At 69.9% G+C, this 21,307-nt stretch carries 21 protein-coding genes and 2 pseudogenes; 12 read left to right on the plus strand and 11 right to left on the minus strand.

Annotated elements, in window-relative coordinates:
- Positions 1 to 708: 708 nt before the first annotated feature.
- Complete coding sequence (locus FHR66_RS14030; RefSeq protein WP_167087877.1) at positions 709 to 3,597, plus strand: TonB-dependent receptor; 2,889 nt, start codon at positions 709 to 711, stop codon at positions 3,595 to 3,597.
- Positions 3,598 to 3,768: 171 nt separating this feature from the next.
- Here the strand turns inward: FHR66_RS14030 and FHR66_RS14035 are convergent, their stop codons facing one another.
- The 4 genes from FHR66_RS14035 to FHR66_RS14050 form a co-directional block, all read right to left on the minus strand.
- Positions 3,769 to 4,536, minus strand: a complete 768-nt coding sequence (locus tag FHR66_RS14035) for an endonuclease/exonuclease/phosphatase family protein (RefSeq protein WP_152237554.1) — start codon at positions 4,534 to 4,536, stop codon at positions 3,769 to 3,771.
- Between the two features lie 25 nt (positions 4,537 to 4,561).
- Positions 4,562 to 5,413 (minus strand): thiol:disulfide interchange protein DsbA/DsbL, encoded by an 852-nt coding sequence (locus FHR66_RS14040; protein WP_160966844.1) that lies wholly within the window; start codon positions 5,411 to 5,413, stop codon positions 4,562 to 4,564.
- A 105-nt stretch (positions 5,414 to 5,518) separates the two neighbouring features.
- Positions 5,519 to 6,160: a thiol:disulfide interchange protein DsbA/DsbL gene (locus FHR66_RS14045; protein WP_160966846.1), complete on the minus strand. Its 642-nt coding sequence runs from the start codon at positions 6,158 to 6,160 to the stop codon at positions 5,519 to 5,521.
- 85 nt (positions 6,161 to 6,245) lie between these two features.
- Positions 6,246 to 7,067 (minus strand): c-type cytochrome, encoded by an 822-nt coding sequence (locus FHR66_RS14050; RefSeq protein ID WP_160966848.1) that lies wholly within the window; start codon positions 7,065 to 7,067, stop codon positions 6,246 to 6,248.
- Between the two features lie 129 nt (positions 7,068 to 7,196).
- Between FHR66_RS14050 and yihA the strand changes: the two genes are divergently transcribed.
- Positions 7,197 to 7,820, plus strand: a complete 624-nt coding sequence (gene yihA, locus FHR66_RS14055; protein ID WP_160966850.1) for a ribosome biogenesis GTP-binding protein YihA/YsxC — start codon at positions 7,197 to 7,199, stop codon at positions 7,818 to 7,820.
- Between the two features lie 624 nt (positions 7,821 to 8,444).
- Here yihA and FHR66_RS14060 read toward each other — a convergent pair.
- The 4 genes from FHR66_RS14060 to FHR66_RS14075 all read right to left on the minus strand — a co-directional run bounded on the left by FHR66_RS14060 (position 8,445) and on the right by FHR66_RS14075 (position 12,077).
- A complete protein-coding gene (locus FHR66_RS14060) occupies positions 8,445 to 9,437 on the minus strand; it encodes an MBL fold metallo-hydrolase (RefSeq protein WP_160966852.1) in 993 nt (330 codons plus the stop codon).
- A 107-nt stretch (positions 9,438 to 9,544) separates the two neighbouring features.
- Positions 9,545 to 10,375, minus strand: a complete 831-nt coding sequence (locus FHR66_RS14065; protein ID WP_160966853.1) for a helix-turn-helix transcriptional regulator — start codon at positions 10,373 to 10,375, stop codon at positions 9,545 to 9,547.
- 299 nt (positions 10,376 to 10,674) lie between these two features.
- Positions 10,675 to 11,133, minus strand: a complete 459-nt coding sequence (locus tag FHR66_RS14070) for a VOC family protein (RefSeq protein ID WP_160966855.1) — start codon at positions 11,131 to 11,133, stop codon at positions 10,675 to 10,677.
- 248 nt (positions 11,134 to 11,381) lie between these two features.
- Positions 11,382 to 12,077, minus strand: a complete 696-nt coding sequence (locus FHR66_RS14075) for a VIT1/CCC1 transporter family protein (protein ID WP_160966857.1) — start codon at positions 12,075 to 12,077, stop codon at positions 11,382 to 11,384.
- Positions 12,078 to 12,298: 221 nt separating this feature from the next.
- Here FHR66_RS14075 and FHR66_RS14080 point away from each other — a divergent pair, with 221 nt between their 5' ends.
- The 6 genes from FHR66_RS14080 to FHR66_RS14105 all read left to right on the plus strand — a co-directional run bounded on the left by FHR66_RS14080 (position 12,299) and on the right by FHR66_RS14105 (position 15,687).
- A complete protein-coding gene (locus FHR66_RS14080; RefSeq protein WP_160966859.1) occupies positions 12,299 to 13,663 on the plus strand; it encodes a glutamate--cysteine ligase in 1,365 nt (454 codons plus the stop codon).
- 34 nt (positions 13,664 to 13,697) lie between these two features.
- Positions 13,698 to 14,087 (plus strand): hypothetical protein, encoded by a 390-nt coding sequence (locus tag FHR66_RS14085; protein ID WP_160966861.1) that lies wholly within the window; start codon positions 13,698 to 13,700, stop codon positions 14,085 to 14,087.
- A gap of 5 nt (positions 14,088 to 14,092) precedes the next feature.
- A complete protein-coding gene (locus FHR66_RS14090; protein WP_167087879.1) occupies positions 14,093 to 14,233 on the plus strand; it encodes a hypothetical protein in 141 nt (46 codons plus the stop codon).
- A gap of 288 nt (positions 14,234 to 14,521) precedes the next feature.
- The gene (locus FHR66_RS14095; RefSeq protein ID WP_160966863.1) at positions 14,522 to 14,872 is read left to right on the plus strand and encodes a hypothetical protein; all 351 of its coding nucleotides are present in this window, start codon (positions 14,522 to 14,524) and stop codon (positions 14,870 to 14,872) included.
- Positions 14,873 to 14,949: 77 nt separating this feature from the next.
- Positions 14,950 to 15,228 carry a hypothetical protein gene (locus FHR66_RS14100; RefSeq protein ID WP_160966865.1) on the plus strand — a complete coding sequence of 93 codons (279 nt, stop codon included), beginning with the start codon at positions 14,950 to 14,952 and terminating at the stop codon, positions 15,226 to 15,228.
- A gap of 75 nt (positions 15,229 to 15,303) precedes the next feature.
- Positions 15,304 to 15,687, plus strand: a complete 384-nt coding sequence (locus FHR66_RS14105) for a YbjQ family protein (protein WP_160966867.1) — start codon at positions 15,304 to 15,306, stop codon at positions 15,685 to 15,687.
- 37 nt (positions 15,688 to 15,724) lie between these two features.
- Here FHR66_RS14105 and FHR66_RS14110 read toward each other — a convergent pair.
- From FHR66_RS14110 to FHR66_RS14115, 3 genes and pseudogenes are all read right to left on the minus strand, one after another.
- Positions 15,725 to 16,684 (minus strand): annotated as a pseudogene (locus FHR66_RS14110) (ATP-binding protein); the annotation flags it as partial.
- Positions 16,685 to 16,914: 230 nt separating this feature from the next.
- A pseudogene (locus FHR66_RS21120) lies at positions 16,915 to 17,242 on the minus strand (two-component sensor histidine kinase); the annotation flags it as partial.
- Positions 17,239 to 17,949, minus strand: coding sequence for a response regulator (locus FHR66_RS14115; RefSeq protein WP_153750682.1), 711 nt, complete (start codon positions 17,947 to 17,949; stop codon positions 17,239 to 17,241). The gene FHR66_RS14115 and the pseudogene FHR66_RS21120, both read right to left, overlap by 4 nt.
- A 325-nt stretch (positions 17,950 to 18,274) precedes the next feature.
- On the opposite strand from FHR66_RS14115, the gene FHR66_RS14120 reads away from it, so the two are divergent.
- The 4 genes from FHR66_RS14120 to fghA all read left to right on the plus strand — a co-directional run bounded on the left by FHR66_RS14120 (position 18,275) and on the right by fghA (position 21,268).
- Positions 18,275 to 18,550 (plus strand): metal/formaldehyde-sensitive transcriptional repressor, encoded by a 276-nt coding sequence (locus FHR66_RS14120; RefSeq protein WP_048490915.1) that lies wholly within the window; start codon positions 18,275 to 18,277, stop codon positions 18,548 to 18,550.
- Between the two features lie 40 nt (positions 18,551 to 18,590).
- Complete coding sequence (locus tag FHR66_RS14125; RefSeq protein ID WP_048490914.1) at positions 18,591 to 19,700, plus strand: S-(hydroxymethyl)glutathione dehydrogenase/class III alcohol dehydrogenase; 1,110 nt, start codon at positions 18,591 to 18,593, stop codon at positions 19,698 to 19,700.
- Positions 19,701 to 19,771: 71 nt separating this feature from the next.
- On the plus strand, positions 19,772 to 20,344 hold the full coding sequence (gene gfa, locus FHR66_RS14130) for an S-(hydroxymethyl)glutathione synthase (RefSeq protein WP_160966871.1): 573 nt from the start codon (positions 19,772 to 19,774) through the stop codon (positions 20,342 to 20,344).
- A 93-nt stretch (positions 20,345 to 20,437) separates the two neighbouring features.
- The gene (gene fghA / locus FHR66_RS14135) at positions 20,438 to 21,268 is read left to right on the plus strand and encodes an S-formylglutathione hydrolase (RefSeq protein WP_160966873.1); all 831 of its coding nucleotides are present in this window, start codon (positions 20,438 to 20,440) and stop codon (positions 21,266 to 21,268) included.
- The last annotated feature ends 39 nt before the right edge of the window (positions 21,269 to 21,307 follow it).

The raw sequence follows: 21,307 nt of genomic DNA on the forward strand, positions 1-21,307 counted from the left end.
CCAACCCCTCTCCCGGTGGGAGAGGGGCTTTGGCTTCTCCCTTCTCCCCTCGGGACCATGGCCCCCTTTTCGGGGGAAGGTGCCCCGCAGGGGCGGATGAGGGTGCGGGCGAAGCCTCGTGTCGCCAGATCGGAGTGGGCGCTTCGCGCGCCGGACCCTCACCCCAACCCCTCTCCCGGTGGGAGAGGGGCTTCGGCTTCTCCCTTCTCCCTCCGGGACCATGGCCCCCTTTTCGGGGGAAGGTGCCCCGCAGGGGCGGATGAGGGTCTGGGCGAAGCCTCGTGTCGCCAGATCGGCGCGGGCGCTTCGCGTGCCGGACCCTCACCCCAACCCCTCTCCCGGTGGGAGAGGGGCTTCGGCTTCTCCCTTCTCCCTCCGGGACCATGGCCCCCTCTTCGGGGGAAGTGCCCCGCAGGGGCGGATGAGGGTCTGGGCGAAGCCTCGTGTCGCCAAATCGGCGCGGGCGCTGCGCCTCCGTACCCTCACCCCAACCCCTCTCCCGAGGGGAGAGGGGCTTCGGCATTGCGTCGCCGATTGACGACATCTCGCACCCCCGTGTCTACCAGATCGACCAGTCGTCGCGATCGCCCGCGCTTTGCCCGCCGGATGCTTGCAGGCCGTTTACGATTTGTTTACAAAGAATTCCACGCCGTCGCGGTGCAGGGGGTCGCAGCGGCCGACCCACATCCTTTCTGGAGAGAGAGACGGATGAATTTCCTGCACCGCCATCCTTTGGTCTTCGCGGTATCCCTGGCCCTGCTCGGCGGTGTCCCCGCCATCGCCGGCGCCCAGCAACAGACGCCCCCGGCCGCTCCCGGCAATGCCACGACCCTGGACAGCGTGCAGGTCACCGGCACCCGCATCCGCCGCGCCGAAGTCGAGGGCCAGGTGCCGGTGCAGACGTTGAGCCGCGCCGACATCGAACGCACCGGCCTCACCTCCATCGGCGATGTGCTGCAGGAACTCACCGCCTCCGGCTCGGCCTTGAACGCCAAGTTCAATTCCTCCGGCAATTTCGGCTTCCCGCCGGACGGCAGCGGCGTCGGCGCCGGCTCGGCGCAGGTGGATCTGCGCCACCTGGGCGCCAAGCGCGTGCTGGTGCTGGTCGACGGCATGCGCTGGGTCAACGAGTCCTCGGCCTCGGGCGTGGGCGCGGCCACCGACCTCAACACCATTCCGCTGGCCATCGTCGAACGCGTCGAGGTGCTGGAGGACGGCGCCTCCTCGCTGTACGGCTCCGACGCCATCGCCGGCGTGGTCAACATCATCACCCGGCGCAATTTCGAAGGCGGCCAGGTCACGCTGAACTACGGCGAGTACGACAAGGGCGACGGCGCCAGCAAGGGCGTGGACCTGGCCTGGGGCCACAGCACCGAGCGCACCAGCCTGTTCCTCGGCGCCAGCTACACCAAGCAGGATCCGATCTACGCGCGCGACCGCGCGCAGTCGCTGTATCCGATTCCCGGCACCGGCCTGAGCTTCGGCAGCTCGGCCACGCCGGACGGGCGTTTCATCTTCGTCGACCCCAATACCGGCGCCGAGCAGAACCTGACCCCGAACAGTGGCGTGGGCACGCCCCGCTACGACGGCGCCGGCGGCTGCAGCCGCAGCGACGACTACCACTGCTTCACCACCGCCGACCGCTACAACTTCGCCGCGTCCAACCTGCTGCTGACGCCGTCCGAGCGCAAGGGCGTGTTCGGCCAGTTCCGCTTCTTCTTCAACGACGACGTGCAGTGGTACCTGAAGCTGCTCGGCAACCGCCGCGAATCGACCAACCAGGCCGCGCCGGAGCCGATCTTCCTCGGGCCCGATGCCGGCACCGGCAATCCGCTGGCCGACAACATCGTCATCTCCGCCGCCAACCCGTACAACCCGTTCGGCTTCGCGCTGGATTCGGGCAGCAACCTGATCATGATCGGGCGCCGCCCGGTGGAAGGCGGCGCGCGCGTGTTCGAGCAGCGCGTGGACACCCAGTACGTCGGCACCGGCTTCATCGGCAGCTTCGAGAGCGCCGACCGCACCTGGTTCTGGGACGTCAACGGCGCCTACAGCAAGAACAAGGCCGAGCAGACCAACTACGGCAGCTACAACATCTACAACATCAACCTGGCGCTGGGCGATCCAGCGGCGTGCGCGGCGGTGGCCGGCTGCGTGCCGCTGAACATCTTCGGCGGCGCCGGCAGCATCACCCCGGACATGCTGCGCTGGATCCAGCCGGTGGTGCACGACCGCAGCCAGAACGAACTGACCCAGTTCACCGCCAACCTCAGCAGCGACCTGTTCCGGCTGCCGGCCGGCGCGGTGTCCTTCGCCACCGGCGTCGAGTACCGCAAGTACGAGGGCTTCTATCGCCCCGATCCGCTGACCGTGATCGGCCACTACAACGGCGTGCCGTCGCTGCCGACGCAGGGCAGCTACGACGTCAAGGAGGCCTACCTCGAACTGAGCGTGCCGATCTTCGCCGACTCGCCGCTGGGCGACAAACTCGACCTGAGCCTGGCCGGCCGCTATTCCGACTACTCCACCTTCGGCGGCAAGTTCACCCCGAAGTACGGCCTGCGCTGGCAGGTGGCGCCGGACTTCGTGCTGCGCGCCAGCTATGCCGAAGGCTTCCGCGCGCCCAGCATCGGCGAACTGTACGGCTCGGCCGCGCGCGCCGACCTGACCCTGTCCGACCCGTGCTCGATCGGCCTGGGCGGCACCGCGCCGCGCGGCAGCGCCAGCAACTGCGCCACGCTCGGCGTGCCGGCCGGCTACCAGCAGGCCAACTCGCAGATCTCGGTGACCACCGGCGGCAACCGCGCGCTGGAACCGGAGAAGGCGCGCAGCTTCAGCGCCGGCTTCGTCTGGAGCCCGTGGTTCGCCAGCAACGTGCCGTGGTCGGACCGCTTCGATGTGGAGGTGACCTTCTACCGCCACGACATCGACGGCGCGATCCAGGCGATCAACGCGCAGACCCAGCTCGACCTGTGCGTGGACACGCTCTCGCCCACCTATTGCGACGGCATCACCCGCGCCTCCACCGGCGGCATCAACGGCTTCAACAATCGGCTCACCAACCTCGGCTCGATCAAGACCGACGGCTGGGACGTGGACCTGTTCTGGAACTCGCCGGAGACCGCCGCCGGCCGCTTCAAGATCGGCTGGCAGAACACCTTCGTCACCCGCTACGTCGCCACCGGCGCGGCCGGCCAGGTGCAGCCGCAGCGCCCGGGCGTGGAAGTGGTGGACAGCTCCATTCCCGAGTGGACCAGCAACCTGAGCCTGGACTGGTCGCGCGGCCGCTGGAATGCGTCGTGGACGCTGCGGCACATCTCCGAGCTGACCGAACAGTGCGGCGACGCGGTCGCGTTCCCGGTGTGCAGCAATCCGGTGGCCGGCACCAACACGCTGGACGCGATCACCTACCACGACCTGCAGGTCGGCTATCGCTTCGACTGGCTCAAGGGCCTGACCCTCAGCGGCGGCGTCAACAACGTCTTCGACAAGGACCCGCCGATCTGCCTGTCGTGCTCGCTCAACGGCTACGACGCCTCCACCTACGGCATTCCCGGTGGACGCTACCTGTACGTGCGCGCGGATCTGAAGTTCTAGGCGCTGCCCGCGATGGCACCCTGCGAGAGCGAGCGTTCGCTCTCGCAGGGCGCGGCTGATGCGGGGGCGAAGCAACCTTGATGCTGTAGGAGCCGCGACGGATGTTCCCTGGGAACGCCCGTCGCGGCTAAAGCCGCTCCTACGCGTGGTGCAAGAACCGGTGTCGCCGCCTCAGCGCAACAAGTGCTGCGGCACTTCGATCTCGGTGGCCACGGCCAGGTGGTCGGAGAAGGCGGCGGGTACCGCACGCTGCGCGTTGCAGCGCAGGCCGTCGCTGACCAGGATGTGGTCGATGGCGCGCTGCGGGCGCCAGCTCGGGAAGGTCGGGACCACGCAGCCCGGCGGTTGCAGCCGGGTGCGCTGGTAGAGGAACTGCATTTCCGGGCGATCGGCGACGCAGTTGAAGTCGCCCATCAGCACCACGTTGGGATGATCGGACAGCAGTTCGGCGATGAAGGCCAGCTGCGCCGCGCGCGAGTTGGCGCCCAGCGACAGATGCGCCACCGCCACCGCCAGGCCTTCGGCGCCGTTTCCGAACTTGGCCAGCAGCACGCCGCGCCCGCCGAGCCGGCCGGGCAGGGCGTGGTCCTGCACTTCCACCGGCTCCAGCCGGCTGAGCAGGCCGTTGGCGCTGGAGGCCACGCCGCCCACGCGCCGGTTCGGCTGGTGGCTCCAGTAGTTGAAGCCGGCGCGCTCGGCCAGGTAGTGGGTCTGGTTGGTGAAGCCCGAGCGCAGGCTACCGGGGTCGGCCTCCTGCAGGCCGACGATGTCGTGGTCGCTGGCCAGCTGCGCGATCGCGTCCAGGCTGCTGCGCTTGCGCCCGGCCGGCAGCGCATGCGACCAGCTGCGGGTCACGTAGTCACTGTAGCGGCGCGTGCTGGAACCGGCCTGGATGTTGGCGGTGAGCACGCGCAGGGTGCGGGTGGCGGGAGCGGTCACGGCGGTGCGGCCCGGGGCGGACGGCTTACTTGGCCATCGCCGCGCGTTCGCGCGCGATCAGGTGATCGGCGATGCGCAGCATGTCGTCGTAGCTCTTGCCCTTGACCAGGTACTTGCCGTTGATGATCAGCGACGGCGTGCCGCTGATGCCGCTGCGGGTGGCGAACTGCTTGGCGCGGTTGGTCTTGGTGGCCACCGCGAAGCTGCCCATGGTGTCGGCGAACTGCTTCGGGTCCACGCCGTACTTGGCGTAGAAGTTGGCGATGTCCTGCACCGAGTCGCGGCCGCGCTCGCCCTTCAGGGTCTGGTCGACGTGGATCGCCTTGTACAGCGCATCGTGGGTCTTCTCCTGCACGCCCAGCGCCTCGGCGGCGTAGAACGCGCGGGCGTAGTCGTCCCAGGTGCCGCCGAACATCGCCGGCACGTAGACGAAGCGCACGTCGGACGGCAGGCCGGCCTTCCACGGGCCGATCAGCGGCTGGAAGCGCGCACAGGCCGGGCAGACGTAGCCGAACACCTCGGCCACCTCGATCTTGCCGTTGGTCGGCTGGAACGGCTGGCCGCCCGCGATGTCGACATAGTCGGTGCCGGCGACCGGCTCCGGACCGTTCGGGGTCTTGGCCGCGACCGGCTTGGCCGGGGCGGCGCTGTCGCCTTCGGCGGCGGGCTGCGCGGCGGCATCGGCGCTGGTGGCCGCGGGAGCGGCCGGCGTCTCGGCGGGCGCAGCGGCAGCGTCGTTGCCGGCCGCGGGCGCGGCAGCCGGAGCCGCGGCGGTGCCGGAGGCAGGGGCGACGGCGTCGGCAGTGCCGTCCTGGGCCTTACATGCCACCAGGATCGGCAGCAGGGCCATCAGGGTCAGGGCGAAGCGGGTCTTCATCGGCGACATCTCCAGCAGGATGGGGGAAAAATGCCGGACGCGCCGCAAGCGCGGTCCGGCCACCCCGTCATGATGCCATGGCGCGGATGAAGCGCCGTGCGCCGATTACTTGCCTGCGCGCTCGCGGGCGATCAGCGCGTCGGCGATGCGCAGCATGTCCTCGAAGTTCTTGCCCTTGACCAAGTACTTGCCGTTGACGATCAGCGCCGGGGTGCCGGAGATGTCCGCGCGCACGGCGAAATCGCGTGCGGTCTTCACCTGCGCGGCGACCTGCGGGCTCTGGTAGGCAGCGATGAAGGCCTGCGGCTTGACCCCGAAGCCGGCATAGAACGCGGCCAGTTCCTCCGGCGCCACGTTCTGCACCGGCACGCTGCGCTTGTCGTGGATGGCCTCGAACATGGCGCGGTGGCTGCGGCTCTGCACGCCCAGTTGCTGCGCGGCATAGAAGGCGGCGGCGAAGCTGTCCCAGTAACCGCCGAACGCCGCCGGCACCAGGGTCAGGCGCACGTCCTTGGCCTGCTTGCCGGCCCATTCCTCCAGCAGAGGCTCGAAGTGCGCGCAGTGCGGGCAGGTGTAGCCGAACACTTCCACCACCTCGATCTTGCCGGCCAGCGGCGCGAACGGCTTGGGATCGGCGATCAGCGTGTAGTCCTCGCCTTCCACCGCGGTCGCGGACTTGGGTTGCGCGCAGGCGCTCAACGGCAGCAGGGCGAGCAGGCACAACAGCAGGCGGGGCAAACGGTTCATGCGATCTCCAATGGCAAAAACGAACGCCGGTCGTCTGGACCGGCGCGAAGGGGAAACGGGCCGGCGCCGCCGCAGCGGCGCACGGTCAGGATTGTTGCGCGGGCGCCGGCTGTTGTGGCGTTGCCGTGGCCGGCGCCGCCTGCGCGGCGGCCGCGTCGTCGGCGCGGTCGTGCAGGCCCTGCAGATAGCTGCCCAGCGCCTTGATCTCCTGGTCGGTCAGCGGCTTGGCCACCTGCGCCATGATCTTGAACATCGTCGGGTCGCGCTCCTGGGTGGTGCCGGCCTGGTATTCCTGCAGGCGCCGCGCCACGTAATCGGCGTGCTGGCCGCCCAGGTGCGGGTAGGCCGGACCTGGGTTGCCGGCGCCGGCGGGGCCGTGGCAGGCCATGCAGGCGGGGATGCCGCGGGTCGCGTCGCCGCCGCGATACAACTGCTGGCCGACCTCGTAGAACTTCATGCCCGCGTATGGGCCGTCGGCGATCACCGCGTCGTCGGCGATGCCGGCACCGGCCTTCTGCGTGGCGAAGTAGGCGCCGATGTCGCGCATGTCCTGCGCGCTCAGCGGCTGCACGAACGGCACCATCGCCGCGACCGCGCCGCTGGTGCGCTCGCCGTGGGCGATCAGCGCCATCTGCCGCGCGCTGTAGCGCTCCACCTGGCCGGCGATGCGCGGGTACATGGCGATGGCGGGATTGCCGTCGGCGCCATGGCAGGCGGCGCAGGCCGCGGCCTTGGCCTGGCCGGCCTTGGGGTCGCCCCAGGCGGCCTTGCCGATGTCGCCCTCCAGCGGCGTGGTGCGCACCGGGGCGTGGTCGGGAATGGGAACCACCGAGGTCTGCGCGAACGCGACCGCGGCGGCGACGGAAACCGCTAGACCGGCAAAGGCAAGAACGCGAGCGTGGCGCATTAGCTGAAGCTCCGTATGACCCGACCCCGCGGCTACCGGACGGCGACCGCACTCGCGCGATTATCGGCATGCCGCGGCCCGGCGGTCAACGAAGCCCGCCCGGGGCCGCGGACGTGCGATCCTAGCGGGATGTCGCTGATCCTCGAACGTGCCCACTATCTCCTTTCCGCCCACAACGCCCGCCAGTTGCCCGACGACGGTGGCTGGGAAGTGGCGTTCGCCGGCCGCTCCAACGCCGGCAAGTCCAGCGCGCTGAACGCGCTGACCCGGCAGAACGCCCTGGCCCGCGTCTCCAAGACGCCCGGCCGCACCCAGCAACTGGTGTTCTTCCAGGTCCAGCCCGAGCGCTACCTGGTGGACCTGCCCGGCTACGGCTACGCCAAGGTCCCGCAGGAGCTGCAGGCGCACTGGCAGGCGTTCATCGACAGGTATTTCCGCACCCGCGAGGCCCTGCGCGGACTGGTGGTGGTGATGGACATCCGCCACCCGCTCAAGGACTACGACCGGCAGATGCTCGGCTACGCCGCCCAGCGCGGCCTGCCCGCGCACGCGCTGCTGACCAAGGCCGACAAGCTCGGCCGTGGCCAGCAGGGGCAGGTGCTGCTGCAGGTGCGCAAGGAACTGACCAGCGCGTTCGGCGACACGGTCAGCGTGCAGACCTTCTCCGGCGAGACCCGCCAGGGCGTGGACGAGGCGCGCGGCATCGTCGGCGGCTGGCTGGGGCTTGACGTCCAACCGCCCGCCGCGGAGTGAGTGCGGCGGCGGGCCTGGGTATGGGCGCAGCTCGCGTGCCTGAACTCTGCGAGACGCTTCGCGCCGTACCCTCACCCCAACCCCTCTCCCGGGGGGAGAGGGGCTAGCGGCCGTTCCTTCTCCCATCGGGACCATGGCCCCCTTTTTGGGGGAAGGTGCCCCGAAGGGGCGGATGAGGGTCCGGGCGTAGCCTCGTGCGGTTGAACTCTGCGAGACGCTTCGCGCCGTACCCTCACCCCGACCCCTCTCCCGAGGGGAGAGGGGCTAGCAGCCGTTCCCTTCTCCCATCGGGACCATGGCCCCCTTTTTGGGAGAAGGTGCCCCGAAGGGGCGGATGAGGGTCCGGGCGTAGCCTCGTGCGCTTGAACTCTGCGAGACGCTTTGCGCCGTACCCTCACCCCAACCCCTCTCCCGGAGGGAGAGGGGCTACGGCCGTTCCCTTCTCCCATCGGGACCATGGCCCCCTTTTGGGGGGAAGGTGCCCCGAAGGGGCGGATGAGGGTACGGGCGCAGCCTCGTGTGCTTGGACTCTGCGAGACGCTTCGCGCCGTACCCTCACCCCAACCCCTCTCCCGAGGGGAGAGGGGCTAGCGGCTCTTTTCTTCCAACGGGAGAAGACCGGTCTCAAGGCGTCGCCGGCAATGGCGAGAACTCCGCAGGCACCCAGGCGAAGGCGGTGTCCGCGCGGCGCACGTGGCCCAGCCCCGGGAACGGCAGGTGCGCACCGGCCACCCACCAGCCGTGGTCCGCGGCCTGCGCCAGCATGCGCTTGCGCGCGGCGATCGCCGCATCACGGTCGCTGTCTGCCTCATACGATGCCTGCGGCTGCGCGAACTGCACCGCGTGGTAGTGCACAAGGTCGCCCCACACCAGCAGGTGCTGCCCATCGCTGCCATCGAAGCGGTACGACACGTGCCCGGGCGTGTGCCCGTGGGTATCCAGCGCGACCGCACCGCCAGGCAGTGCGTCGCCGGGGCGGAAACGGCGTAGCCGCTGCGTGGCCTGGTACGGCGCCACCGCCGCACGCGCCAGCGGGAAGGCGAAGCGCAGTGCCTGCGGCGCGCCGGCCTCGCTGGCCGGGTCCAGCCAGTACGCGGCGTCGGCATTGCTCAGCCACACCGTCGCCTTGGGATAGGCGGGTTGGCCGTGCGCGTCGAGCAGGCCGCACAGGTGATCGGGATGGGCGTGGGTGAGCAGCACGTCGTCGACCTGCTCGGGCGCATAGCCGGCCGCGCGCAGGTTGGCCAGCACCTGGCCGAGCCCGGGGCCGAAACAGGTGGCGGTGCCGGTATCGACCAGGGTCAGGTGTGTGCCGTCCTGGATCAGATAGGCGTTGACCGCGGTCTGCAGGCCCTTGTCGTTCTCCGGCACGTAGCGATGGTCGAGCAGACGCGCGATCGCCTCCGGTGGAACGTTGTGCAATTGCGTGCGCGGCAGCGCCACGGTGCCATCGAACAGGGCGGTGACGCGCAGCCGCCCGATTGCCTGGCGATAGACGCCGGGCACCTGCGCGGCGGTCGCCTCCGGTGCGGCGGCATGGGCGGGGGACGGCAGCGTCAGCGCTGCGCTGGCGCTCAGCGCCAGCGCGCACAGCGCGCGCAAGGGGAACACGGACATGGGGACTTCCTGGCAGAGCGGCAGGCGCCGCGGTACCGGCATGCTGCCCCGGCGCCGCTGCGCGATTCGCTCATTCCGCTGCGCGTGGCGCTCAATGCCGACGCGGCTCAGTTGCCGATGCTGGCCGGGTCCAGGCCGTAGCGTTGCTGGAAGCGTTGGCTGAAGCTGCGCACCGAGCGGTAGCCGGCGTGCGCGGCGACCGTCTTCAACGGCCAGCGCGTGGTGTAGAGCAACTGCATCGCATGCGCCAGGCGCGCATCGGCGAGCAGTTCGCGCAACGAGGTGCCTTCGCTGGCCAGGTGCCGGCGCAGGGTCGCGCCGCTGAGACCCAGGCTGTCTTCGATGTCGCGCGAACGCCAGGCGCGTTGCGGCTGCGCGGCGACCAGGTCGCGCACCTGCGCGGCCACGCTCGGCGCCGGCGGCAGCAGCAGGCCGCCATGGCCGCGCCGGCACAGCGCCACCACCAACGCCGCCAGCGCCAGCCGCGCCTCGGTGTAACGGCCGTCCTGCAGCGCCTGTCGCCATTGCAGCAGGGTGCCGCCGACGTCCTCGGCGCGCAGGCGCGCCAGCTCCGCGCCGGCGGCGGGCAGCGGTTCGTTCCACAGCACACGCGCGGCGCTCAGCGCTTCCTCGCACAGTGGCACCAGCACGCTGAGATACACGCCGCTGTTCGGATCCGGGATGTTGACCACATCGATGCGGCAGCGCCGCGTCACCAGGAACAGATCGCCCGGCACGAAGGCCAGCGTCTGTGTCGCGGTGCGCACCTGCTTGCGTCCCTGCAGCAGGATCGCCAGTTGCGGCCGCGGGATCTCCACCGAGCGCGCACCGTGTTCGCGGCGCGCGCTGATGCAGGCGTAGCCTTCGGCCTGCGCGCAGTCGGCCAGGCTGGCCAGGCGCGCCAGCAGCAGGGCGTCGGGGGAGGTGGTGTCGGCCATGGCTGCCGATGCTACCGCAGCGCGTTGCGCGCGGACTCGGACCTGCACGCGAGGATCCGGCCGATCGCATTGTTGGCCAGCATTGCCGCCGCGCCGTGGACCGGCACCCGCCATGCAGACCGGAGGCGGCGCCAGGGAGACAAGGCGTGCGCCGTGGCCCCAGGCTCGCTGCCCGGGCAACGGGTACAGCGCGGTGATGCGCTGCGGACCGCCGACGCATCTCGCTTCACCGCCCACGACACGCGCTCGCCATCGGCGATCGAAAGAGCCGCGGCGGCTTGCACCACGCCGGATGAGGCCTACGCGGGAGGTTGCATGACCTCGATCGTGATCCCATCGGGCCCGCTGACGTAGGCAACGACGGTTCCCGCGCGTGGCCCGGCCTCGATCGGCCGGGGAGATCCTTTCAGGTGCCAGCCCTGCGCCTGGATCCTGGCGACAACCAAGTCGATATCCGCCACGGTGACGGCCAGATGGGTCGCGCCGATCGCGCCAGCGCTCTCGGGTGCCTTGCCCAACGTGCTGGCTGTCGAGTACTCGAGAAGTTCGATGGGAAACCCGGCGGGCGAGACCACCAGTGCCATGCGGCAACGCGGATCCTCGACACCCGTCACCTGTTGCAGGAAATCGCCGCCCATTTCGCCCGTGCGAACAAGTTCGAAGCCCATGGCCTCGGTCCAGAACTTGATCGCCTCCTCCAATGAGGAAACGGAGAATCCGGCGTGGTCGACGACGACGGTATCGGTCTTGCTATTCATCACTCTGCTTCCCGTTCTGTTCGAAGGATAGGCGCGTCGTGGCCTTGTGTTCTACCCATGGCGCCTCGCTGGACTGGACGCTCCTGTCGCTGCCACCTCGGGGTTTCGAGGCGCAGGCACCGGCAATGTCGGGGTGGCCAGCGCTCTCCTGGCGCCGTCAGTCAGGCGCCCAGCCTGCCGATCGCGAGCCTCCGGGAGATCGGGTGTCGGCCATACCGCGATGCGACCGTGGCGTGCGCCGCGCCCGCTCAGACATGCACGCCGAACGCATGGCCGATCGCGCCGCTGGCGAGCATCGCCGCCGCGCCCCAGAACACCACGCGCGCCGCGCCGCGCAGGCCCGGGGCGCCACCGGCGCGTGCGGCCAGCGCGCCGGTCAGCGACAGGCCGACCAGGGTCGCCGCGCCGGTCACCCACAGTTGCCGGCCGTCCGGCGCCAGCCATGCGGCCACGATCGGTAGCGCCGCACCAGTGCAGAACGCCGCCGCCGACGCGGCCGCCGCCTGCAGCGGACGCGCGCGCAGGCTCTCGGTGATGCCGAGTTCGTCGCGCGCGTGCGCGCCCAGCGCATCGTGCGCGGTCAACTGTTCGGCGACCTGGCGGGCCAGCATGGGATCGAGCCCGCGCTGGCGATAGATCGCGGTGAGTTCGTCCAGCTCGCTCTGCGGATCCTCGTGCAGTTCGCGACGCTCCAGCGCCAGGTCGGCGCGTTCGGTGTCGGCCTGGGATTGCACCGACACGTATTCGCCGGCGGCCATCGACATCGCACCGGCGACCAGGCCGGCGATGCCGGTGGTCAGCACGGTGGCCGCCGACGCGCCGCTGCTGGCGACGCCGACCACCAGGCCGGCGACGGAGAGGATGCCGTCGTTGGCGCCGAGCACGGCCGCGCGCAGCCAGCCGGCGCGGTCGGTGCGATGGCGTTCGGCGTGGGTCTGGCGCATGGCGCTGCCTGCAGCGTAGCGGAAGGAGACCGCAGCCTAGCCGAGTCAGTGCCGCGAGCGCTTGCTGCGTCTCACTCTCGACGCCGCCAGCGGCGCGACCGTGGAATGCTGCAGTGCCGCCGGTAGCGATACGGGCCTCGCCCCCGTCACGCTATAGTGCGGGCCTTGCGATGGCGGGACATGGTCCCCACATCGCCTCACCCGCCGTGCGAGTCCTGCCCTTGTCGAGCCCCAGCTACGTTGCCGAGACGCCGATCACCGACCGGGCCGAACTGGTCCAGGTGCTCGCCTCCGGAGAGAAGCCCGAAGCGCAGTGGCGCATCGGCACCGAGCACGAGAAGTTCGGCTTCCGTCTGGACGACCTGCGGCCGCCGACCTTCGAGGGCGAGCGCGGCATCGAGGCGCTGCTGCTCGGCCTGACCCGTTTCGGCTGGGAGCCGGTACGCGAAGCCGGGCATACCATCGCCCTGCTGCGCGACGGCGCTTCGGTGACGCTGGAGCCGGCCGGGCAACTGGAACTGTCCGGCGCGCCGCTGCCGACCATCCACGACACCTGCGTGGAAGTGGGCAGCCACCTCAACGAGGTCAAGCAGGTCGCCGACGAGCTGGGCCTGGGCTTCCTCGGCATGGGTTTCCAGCCCAAGTGGCGCCGCGACGAGATGCCGTGGATGCCCAAGGGCCGCTACCAGATCATGAAGAATTACATGCCCAAGGTCGGTTCGCTCGGCCTGGACATGATGACCCGCACCTGCACGGTACAGGTCAACCTGGATTACGCCAGCGAAGCGGACATGATCAAGAAGTTCCGCGTGTCGCTGGCCCTGCAGCCGATCGCCACCGCGCTGTTCGCTGACTCGCCGTTCGCCGAGGGCAAGCCCAACGGCTACCTCAGCTACCGCTCGCACATCTGGACCGACACCGACGCCGACCGCACCGGCATGCTCGACTTCGTGTTCGAGGACGGCTTCGGCTACGAGCGCTACGTCGACTACCTGCTCGATGTGCCGATGTACTTCTCCTACCGCGACGGCACCTACGTCGACGCCAGCGGGCAGAGCTTCCGCGATTTCATGCAGGGCAGGTTGCCGGCCTTGCCGGGCGCGCTGCCGACGCTGCGCGACTGGTCCGATCACATGACCACCGCGTTCCCGGAAGTGCGCTTGAAGAAGTACCTGGAAATGCGCGGCGCCGACGCCGGTCCGTGGGGCCGGTTGTGTGCGCTGTCGGCGTTCTGGGTCGGCCTGCTGTACGACGATGCCGCATTGGACGCGGCTTGGGACCTGGTCAAGGATTTCAGCCTGGCCGAACGCCACGCGCTGCGCGATGGCGTGCCGAAGCAGGCGCTGAAGCTGCCGTTCCGCAACGGCACCGTGCAGGACCTTGCCGCCGAGGCGGTGAAGATCGCCCTGGACGGCCTGCGCCGCCGCGCGCGCCTGAACCGCGACGGCCAGGACGAATCGCGCTTCCTCGAACCGCTGGTGGAGATCCTGCACGCCGGCGAGACCGCGGCCGAGCGCAAGCTGGCGCTGTACCACGGCGCGTGGCAGGGCGACATCGACCGTGTGTTCCGCGAGTTCGCGTACTGAGCGTCGCGCCGCACGCCCCCAGGCCAGCAGGACGATGACCGCGATCGAGGACATGGCGGGCCTGTTCCAGGACGAGCCGATGCGATGGGGCGGACGTGGCGATCCGTATCTGTGGCAGGAGATGGCCTCGACCCTGGCCGGTGTGCCGCTGCCGGCGACGGCGGCGCAGTGCGAGGCGCTGCTCACCGAGACCTTCGCGCGCTTGGTCGGTACGGCGCTGGACGACGCCTCGGTGGAGTCGGTCTTCGTGCCGCGCCTCAGCCATGGCGGCATGTCCTCGGGGTACGTCAGCCTGGCGTTCTGGCGGGCGACCGCCGTGCCGCTGTTGCTTGCTCGCCACGCCGCGGCCCTGGCGCAGCGCCACGCGGGAGCCGCAACGGCGCAGACGGCGTCGTGGTGGCGACGGCTATTCCGCTCGCGCTAGCCGCCTTGCCACCGCCCATCCGCGCGCTGGTTGCGTCGCAGGCGGGGCAGCCGCGCACGGATGGATTGCTGCCGTACGCCGCCGCCGATCTGGCCGAACGCAATGCGACCTTCGAGGTCGCTCGTGATCTGCGGGCCATGTGCTGATCGGCGATGACAGCGGCGGCCAGGGCGTGCTGGTCGCGCTGGCCGCACCGGCGCATCCGGTGTTCCTGTGCGATCTGGGTGCGCTGGCCGAGGAGAGTGCGTGCCGCTTGCGGCGTCGTTGCAGGACCGGACCGCGGCCGGGTGCCCGCTTTTGCCGTAGCCGACTGGCCCCGTTGGCGAGGTAAGCTGCGCAGCCTGCGCATCCGTTGTCGCTGCGGAATGTCCGCGTCGCCGTTGCGGTCCGAGCGGACAGTGCAGCGGCGGCGAAGAGATCATCATGGGGGATGCATGAAACTGAAGAACGTTGGCATGGCGTTGCTCGTTGCCCTTGCCGTCTGTGCCTGCGGCGTGCAGAAGCAGGCCGACGCCAAGTTCGGCGACCAGCATTTCAAGACGGTGGTATCGCTGGTGGAGCTGTACAAGCTGCGTACCGGGTCCTATCCCGCGTCGTTGGCCGACCTCACCTTCACTGGCGATTGGGACCAGATCGCCATTGCGTCCGTCCAGTACCGGAAGCTGGACGATGGCTACGAACTCGATCTGGTGCGGGGATGGGTCGGCCGCCCGGATCTGAGCTATCCGCCGGCGTTCTGGAACGGGCTTGGCCTGCGCAAATCCAATCTCAAGCACGCGCCTTGATGGCGCAAGGCACGCGTTCGCAGGCGCTCGCAGAGCGCAGGAACATTCGATGGCGTCTTCCCGAACGAGTTGCGCTTGTGGCCGCGTCGCTCGGATGCGTGACATCCGCGCATGCGACGAGTCAATGCCCCACCGAGTTCGGTTCCAAGGATCCGCTCATCGATCTGCTCGGGTGGGCCGTGATCGTCAGCGGCGTGGTGCTGGGCGGCTGGCTGTGCGTGTACGTGATACGGCGCTCGCGCGGGCTGCGCCGGTGGCGGCGCGCGGCGATCGTCCTGGCCGGCGTGGTGGCGATGCTGCTGCTGTGGAGTGGCGGCCTGGCCCTGGCGATTGCGTCGTTCTTCCTGCGGTGCTAACACTGCCGGCCTCGGTGCGCGCGCACCGGGTCTGCGGTCCGCGGAGCCACGGGCCACGCCACCAGGGGGACATCGATGAGCGATCCGTACAATTCCTCGCCGCCGCGTGCGGCGGCCTCGCCGCTGAACGATGCGATGGTGACCACCGCGCTGGAGCTTCCCGGTTACCGGATCGTGCGCAATCTGGGCATCGTGCGCGGCATCACCGTGCGCTCGCGCTCCATCGTCGGCAATTTCCTCGGCGGGCTGCAGACCATCTTCGGCGGCAATATCACCATCTATACCCAGCTGTGCGAGCAGGCACGCCTGGAGACCTACCGGGACATGCTGCAGCACGCACGGCAGATGGGCGGCAATGCCATCGTCGCGGTGCGCTACGACGCCACCGAGTTGATGGCCGGCCTGACCGAGGTGTTGTGTTACGGCACTGCGGTGGTGGTCGAGCCGAACCAGCGCTGAGCCGATCGGCATGAGGCGGTACGGCGGCGCGCCCGGCTCAGCCGCCGACCGCCTGGCACGGCAGCCGCACGCTGACCCGCAGGCCGCCCTCGGGGCGGTTGTCCAGGGCGATCTGGCCGCCATGCGCCAGCACGATGCTGTGCGCCACCGACAGGCCCAGGCCGATGCCGCCGGTATCGCGGTTGCGCGAGTTCTCGCCGCGGAAGAACGGCAGGAACAGCTTCTCGCGCTGCGCGGGATCGATGCCGGGGCCGTCGTCGTCGATCCACAGCACGCACTCGCCGGCCTCGCGACGCAACTGCAGGCGCGCGCGTTTGCCGTACTTCAGCGCGTTCTCCACCAGGTTCATCACCATGCGCCGCAGCGACAGCGGGTCGCCGTCGAGGGTGATGGCCTCGCCGAGCAGCAGCACCACGTCGGCGCCGGTGTCGCTGGCGTCGTCGACCACGCTTTCCACCAGCAGGCGGAAATCCAGCGGCGAGCGGGTGCCGCGGCGGCTGTCGTTGTGGATGAAGTCCAGCGCTGCGGAGATCATCGCCTTCATCTCGTCGATGTCGGCCATTGTCTTCTCGCGCAACGGTGGCTGCAGGGTCTCCAGGCGGAACGCCAGCCGCGCCAATGGCGTGCGCAGGTCGTGGGCGATCGCCGCGACCATGTGCGTGCGCTCGTTGATCAGCCGGTTCAGACGCGCCTGCATGGCGTTGAACGAATCGGCCGCCTGCACGATCTCGCTGGGACCGCTACGGCGCAGTGGTTGCGCGTCGGGATTGCGGCCGAGCTGGTCGGCCGCCTCGGCGAAACGCCGGATCGGTGCCGACAGCGCCCGCGAGAACCACCAGGCCAGCGGCAGCATCGCCAGCATGCCGACCAGGAACAGCATCACCACCTGGGTCTTGAATTCGTTGGAGAACCGCCGCGGCGGCGACATCACGCTGCGCCAGTGCCCGTCGGGCTGGCGCAGCGCTGCGGTGAAGCCGTCCAGCAGCGGCACCGCCGGGGCGAAGCCGCGCTCGCGCCAGCCCACCGCGCGCATGGTCGCGCCAAAGGCGCCATTGCGCGGCGCCTCGCCCGGCGCGTGCGGCGGCTCCAGCGGTGGCGGTTGCTGCGCGGTGGCTGGCGGTGCCATCGCGGCGGGCGCGGGTGCGGGGGCGTCGTCGGCGGCGGTGACGGCATGCGGCGGCGGCGGTGGGCGTTCGCCCAGGCGCAGGCGCAGGCGTTCCAGGCGGCCGTCGCTGTTGCGGTAGAAGCGCACCTGGTCCGGCGCCACTTCCAGCCAGTGCGCCATCAGCCGTTCGACGTTGCGGTCGCGCACCTGGTCGCGCGCCGGCAGCGGCGCATGCGCCGTGTCCTGCACCTTGAGGGTCTGGGTGCCGGCCGGCATGCGCGTGCTGAGCAGGGCGATCACTTCCGGCGGATGCACCGGCATCTCGTAGACCGGCGTGCGCAGCACCAGGGCGATGCCGATCAGCTGCGCGGTGAGCAGCGCCACCACCAGCAGCAGGAAGGCGCGGGCGAAGATCGGCACGCCGCGGCGGGCGCGCGTGGCCCCGCTCACAGGCGGGCGACGCTCGGCAGCAGCATGTAGCCCTCGTTACGTACGGTGCGGATCAGTTCGGTCTGCACGCGCTCGTTGATCTTGCGGCGCAGGCGGCTGATCTGGCTGTCGATGGCGCGGTCGTAGACCTCGGTGTCGCGGCCGCGCGCGTAGTCGAGCAACTGGTCGCGGCTGAGGACACGCTGCGGGTGCTCGACGAAGGTGCGCAGCAGCGCGAACTCGCCGTCGGAAAGGTTGATGAAGATGCCGGTGGGGTCGCGCAGGTCGCGGCGGATCACGTCCAGCCGCCAGCCGGCGAATTCGTAGACGTTGCCGCGCGCTTCCGGCGGCAGCGTCGCCGCCTGGCTGCGTCGCAGCAGGGCGCGCACCCGCGCCAGCAGCTCGCGCGGGTTGCACGGCTTGGCCAGGTAGTCGTCGGCGCCCACTTCCAGGCCGATGATGCGGTCGGTGTCGCTGCCCAGCGCGCTGAGCATGATCACCGCCGGCGCGCCGCGCTCGCTGGCGAGCTGGCGGGCGGCGCTGAGGCCGTCCTCGCCGGGCATCATCACGTCCAGGATCACCAGGTCCGGCTGGCGCTCGGCCATCCGCAGGCGCATTTCCGCCACGGTCTCGGCGGTGTCCACCTGATATCCGTGGTCGCTCAGGAACTCGCTGATGAGTCGGCGCAGATCCGGATCGTCGTCGACGACCAGAATGAAGGATTTCATGTCCACGATCTTGAGGGGCGGCCACACGGGGAGTCGCCCAGTCTAGACGTGGCCGCGGCTGCCTGGAACTGGGGCGGACAGGGACGTGGCCGCCGGAGCCGGGGGCCGCGCTTGAACGCATGGCCATCATAGGCAGCGCCAGGGGCGCGAACATGGCCGGTTCGTGTCCTGTGCCGACATGCGTTGCCATGCGCCGGCACCTGCGCTGGCGGGGTCTCCGGCGGCGGCCGGGGACGCGCCGACGGGCTGCGGGGCGGTCCGGGCGTTCCCTTTTGCCGGCTGCGGGAATACTATCCCCCAGTATAGTTCCCGGGTTCCCCGTCGCATGCCGCATACCCCGCACGAGAAGAAGCGCGTCCTCGCCCGCATCCGCCGCCTGCGCGGCCAGACCGAAGCGTTGGAGCGCGCGCTCGAGGGCGGCGCCGAGTGCGCGGCGGTGTTGCAGCAGATCGCCGCCATCCGCGGTGCGGTCAACGGCCTCATGTCCGAGGTGATGGAAGCCCACGTTCGCGAAGAATTCGGCCAGCCCGCCAGCTCCGACGCGCAGCGCGCCGCGCGCGTGCGCGAGATGGGCATGCTGGTCCGCTCCTATCTCAAGTGATCCATACCCCACACCCATTTCCTCAGCCAGGAGAAATCGCATGAAATCCCGAGCCGCCGTTGCCTTCGAAGCCGGCCAGCCGCTGCAGATCGTGGAGATCGATGTCGAGCCGCCGCGCCAGGGCGAGGTGCTGGTGCGCATCACCCACACCGGCGTATGCCATACCGACGCGTTCACGCTGTCCGGCGACGACCCGGAAGGCATCTTCCCGGCGGTGCTCGGCCACGAGGGCGGCGGCATCGTCGAAGCGGTGGGCGAGGGCGTGACCAGCGTCAAGGTCGGCGACCACGTGATCCCGCTGTACACGGCCGAATGCCGCAAGTGCAAGTTCTGCCTGTCCGGCAAGACCAACCTGTGCCAGGCGGTGCGCGCCACCCAGGGCAAGGGCCTGATGCCCGACGGCACCACGCGCTTCTCCTACAACGGCCAGCCGATCTACCACTACATGGGCTGCAGCACCTTCAGCGAGTACACGGTGGTGCCGGAGATCTCGCTCGCCGTGGTCAATCCCGAGGCGCCGCTGGAAAAGGTGTGCTTGCTCGGCTGCGGCGTCACCACCGGCATCGGCGCGGTGCACAACACGGCCAAGGTGAAGGAAGGCGACAGCGTCGCGGTGTTCGGCCTGGGCGGCATCGGCCTGGCGGTGATCCAGGGCGCGGTGCAGGCCAAGGCCGGGCGCATCCTGGCCATCGACACCAATCCGGGCAAGTTCGAACTGGCGCGCAGCATGGGCGCCACCGACTGCATCAACCCGAAGGATTACAGCAAGCCGATCCAGGAGGTCATCGTCGAGCTGACCGACGGCGGCGTGGACTTCAGTTTCGAGTGCATCGGCAACGTGCACGTGATGCGTTCGGCGCTGGAGTGCTGCCACAAGGGCTGGGGCGAGAGCGTCATCATCGGCGTGGCCGGCGCCGGCCAGGAAATCAGCACGCGTCCGTTCCAGCTGGTCACCGGCCGCGTCTGGCGCGGTAGCGCGTTCGGCGGGGTCAAGGGCCGCACCCAGCTGCCCGGCATGGTGGAGCAGGCGATGCACGGCGAGATCGACCTCGATCCGTTCATCACCCACACCCTGCCGCTGGACGAGATCAACGAAGCCTTCCACCTGATGCACGAGGGCAAGTCGATCCGCACCGTCATCCACTTCTGACCCGAAGGTCAGTCCGGCGCGCGGCCGTTTCCGCGCATTGCAGCGACGCAACGAACCCGGGAGGGGGAAAGATGAGTACTGTGACGATTCATCCGTCGGTGGATGCCGGCGTGCGTGCCGGCGCGGAGCAGTTCCAGGGCGGCACCCTGGAATGCCACTGCGCCAGCGACAAGGTGGTGGTGGACGTGGGTGCGCAGACCGCGCACAACCATGCCTGCGGCTGTACCAAGTGCTGGAAGCCGAAGGGCGCGACCTTCTCGGTAGTGGCGGTGGTGGCACGCGACAAGGTCAAGGTCACCGCGCATCCGGAGAAGCTGAAGGTGGTGGACGAGAGCGCGACGATCCGTCGTCACGCCTGCACCGGCTGTGGCGTGCACATGTACGGGCGCATCGAGAACACCGAGCATCCGTTCTACGGCCTGGATTTCGTGCATACCGAACTGTCGCCGCAGCAGGGCTGGTCGGCACCGGGCTTCGCCGCGTTCGTGTCGTCGATCATCGAGAGCGGCACGCCCCCGGAGGCGATGGACGGGGTACGCAAGCGCCTGCGCGAACTGCAGCTGGAACCGTACGACTGCCTGTCGCCGCCGCTGATGGACGCGATCTCCACCCACGTGGCGCGCAAGAACGGCGTGCTGCACTGAAGCCCGTTGCCGCGCGCGTCGCCGTTCGGCGCGTCGCGGCATCCCCGCCTGCGGCCGGTCGCGGCCGCAGGCGCTCTCTCTACGGAACTGTCCATGGAACGCATCGAACACCACGCCTGCTGCGGCGGCTGGCAGGACGTCTATCGCCACGATTCGGCCGTGCTCGGCTGCCCCATGCAGGTGGCCGTGTACCTGCCGCCGCAGGCCGAGCACGCCACGCTGCCGGTGCTGTACTGGCTCAGCGGCCTCACCTGCACCGAGCAGAACTTCATCACCAAGGCCGGCGCGCAGCGCTATGCGGCCGAGCACGGGGTGATCCTGGTCGCGCCCGACACGAGTCCGCGTGGCGAGCAGGTCGCCGATGCCGAGGGCTACGACCTGGGCAAGGGCGCCGGCTTCTACGTCAACGCCACGCAGGCGCCGTGGGCTGCGCACTACCGCATGTACGACTACGTGGTGCAGGAACTGCCGGCGCTGATCGAAGCGCAGTTCCCGCACAACGGCCGCCGCGCGATCAGCGGGCATTCGATGGGCGGCCACGGCGCGTTGGTCATCGCGCTGAAGAATCCCGGCCGCTACCGCAGCGTGTCGGCGTTCTCGCCGATCGTGGCGCCGACCCAGGTGCCGTGGGGCGAGAAGGCGTTCACCGCCTACCTGGGCGAGGACCGCGCGCAATGGCAGGCATACGACGCCAGCGTGCTGATCGGCAGCGCCAGCGAGCGCCTGCCGCTGCTGATCGACCAGGGCGGCGGCGACGAGTTCCTCGAGAAGCAGTTGCGTCCGCAGCTGCTGCAGGCCGCCGCCGAGGCAGCGGGTTATCCGGTGACCCTGCGCGTGCAGCCCGGCTACGACCACAGCTACTACTTCATCGGCAGCTTCATCGGCGAGCACATCGCCTTGCACGCACGCGCGCTGCAGGGCTGAGCGCGCTCCGCCGGCGGTCGCGCACGACGCGGACCGCCG

It is taken from the genome of Xanthomonas sp. F4 (genome assembly GCF_011761895.1).

Excerpts from the sequence above, each read along its gene's own strand:
- FHR66_RS14125 (WP_048490914.1), top strand. The coding sequence starts at position 18,591 with ATGAAATCCCGAGCCGCCGTTGCCTTCGAAGCCGGCCAGCCGCTGCAG.
- FHR66_RS14120 (WP_048490915.1), top strand. The coding sequence starts at position 18,275 with ATGCCGCATACCCCGCACGAGAAGAAGCGCGTCCTCGCCCGCATCCGC.
- fghA (WP_160966873.1), top strand. The coding sequence starts at position 20,438 with ATGGAACGCATCGAACACCACGCCTGCTGCGGCGGCTGGCAGGACGTC.
- FHR66_RS14115 (WP_153750682.1), bottom strand. The coding sequence starts at position 17,949 with ATGAAATCCTTCATTCTGGTCGTCGACGACGATCCGGATCTGCGCCGA.
- FHR66_RS14060 (WP_160966852.1), bottom strand. The coding sequence starts at position 9,437 with ATGTCCGTGTTCCCCTTGCGCGCGCTGTGCGCGCTGGCGCTGAGCGCC.
- FHR66_RS14045 (WP_160966846.1), bottom strand. The coding sequence starts at position 6,160 with ATGAACCGTTTGCCCCGCCTGCTGTTGTGCCTGCTCGCCCTGCTGCCG.
- yihA (WP_160966850.1), top strand. The coding sequence starts at position 7,197 with ATGTCGCTGATCCTCGAACGTGCCCACTATCTCCTTTCCGCCCACAAC.
- FHR66_RS14105 (WP_160966867.1), top strand. The coding sequence starts at position 15,304 with ATGAGCGATCCGTACAATTCCTCGCCGCCGCGTGCGGCGGCCTCGCCG.
- gfa (WP_160966871.1), top strand. The coding sequence starts at position 19,772 with ATGAGTACTGTGACGATTCATCCGTCGGTGGATGCCGGCGTGCGTGCC.
- FHR66_RS14030 (WP_167087877.1), top strand. The coding sequence starts at position 709 with ATGAATTTCCTGCACCGCCATCCTTTGGTCTTCGCGGTATCCCTGGCC.
- FHR66_RS14085 (WP_160966861.1), top strand. The coding sequence starts at position 13,698 with ATGACCGCGATCGAGGACATGGCGGGCCTGTTCCAGGACGAGCCGATG.
- FHR66_RS14040 (WP_160966844.1), bottom strand. The coding sequence starts at position 5,413 with ATGAAGACCCGCTTCGCCCTGACCCTGATGGCCCTGCTGCCGATCCTG.
- FHR66_RS14050 (WP_160966848.1), bottom strand. The coding sequence starts at position 7,067 with ATGCGCCACGCTCGCGTTCTTGCCTTTGCCGGTCTAGCGGTTTCCGTC.
- FHR66_RS14075 (WP_160966857.1), bottom strand. The coding sequence starts at position 12,077 with ATGCGCCAGACCCACGCCGAACGCCATCGCACCGACCGCGCCGGCTGG.
- FHR66_RS14070 (WP_160966855.1), bottom strand. The coding sequence starts at position 11,133 with ATGAATAGCAAGACCGATACCGTCGTCGTCGACCACGCCGGATTCTCC.
- FHR66_RS14095 (WP_160966863.1), top strand. The coding sequence starts at position 14,522 with ATGAAACTGAAGAACGTTGGCATGGCGTTGCTCGTTGCCCTTGCCGTC.
- FHR66_RS14065 (WP_160966853.1), bottom strand. The coding sequence starts at position 10,375 with ATGGCCGACACCACCTCCCCCGACGCCCTGCTGCTGGCGCGCCTGGCC.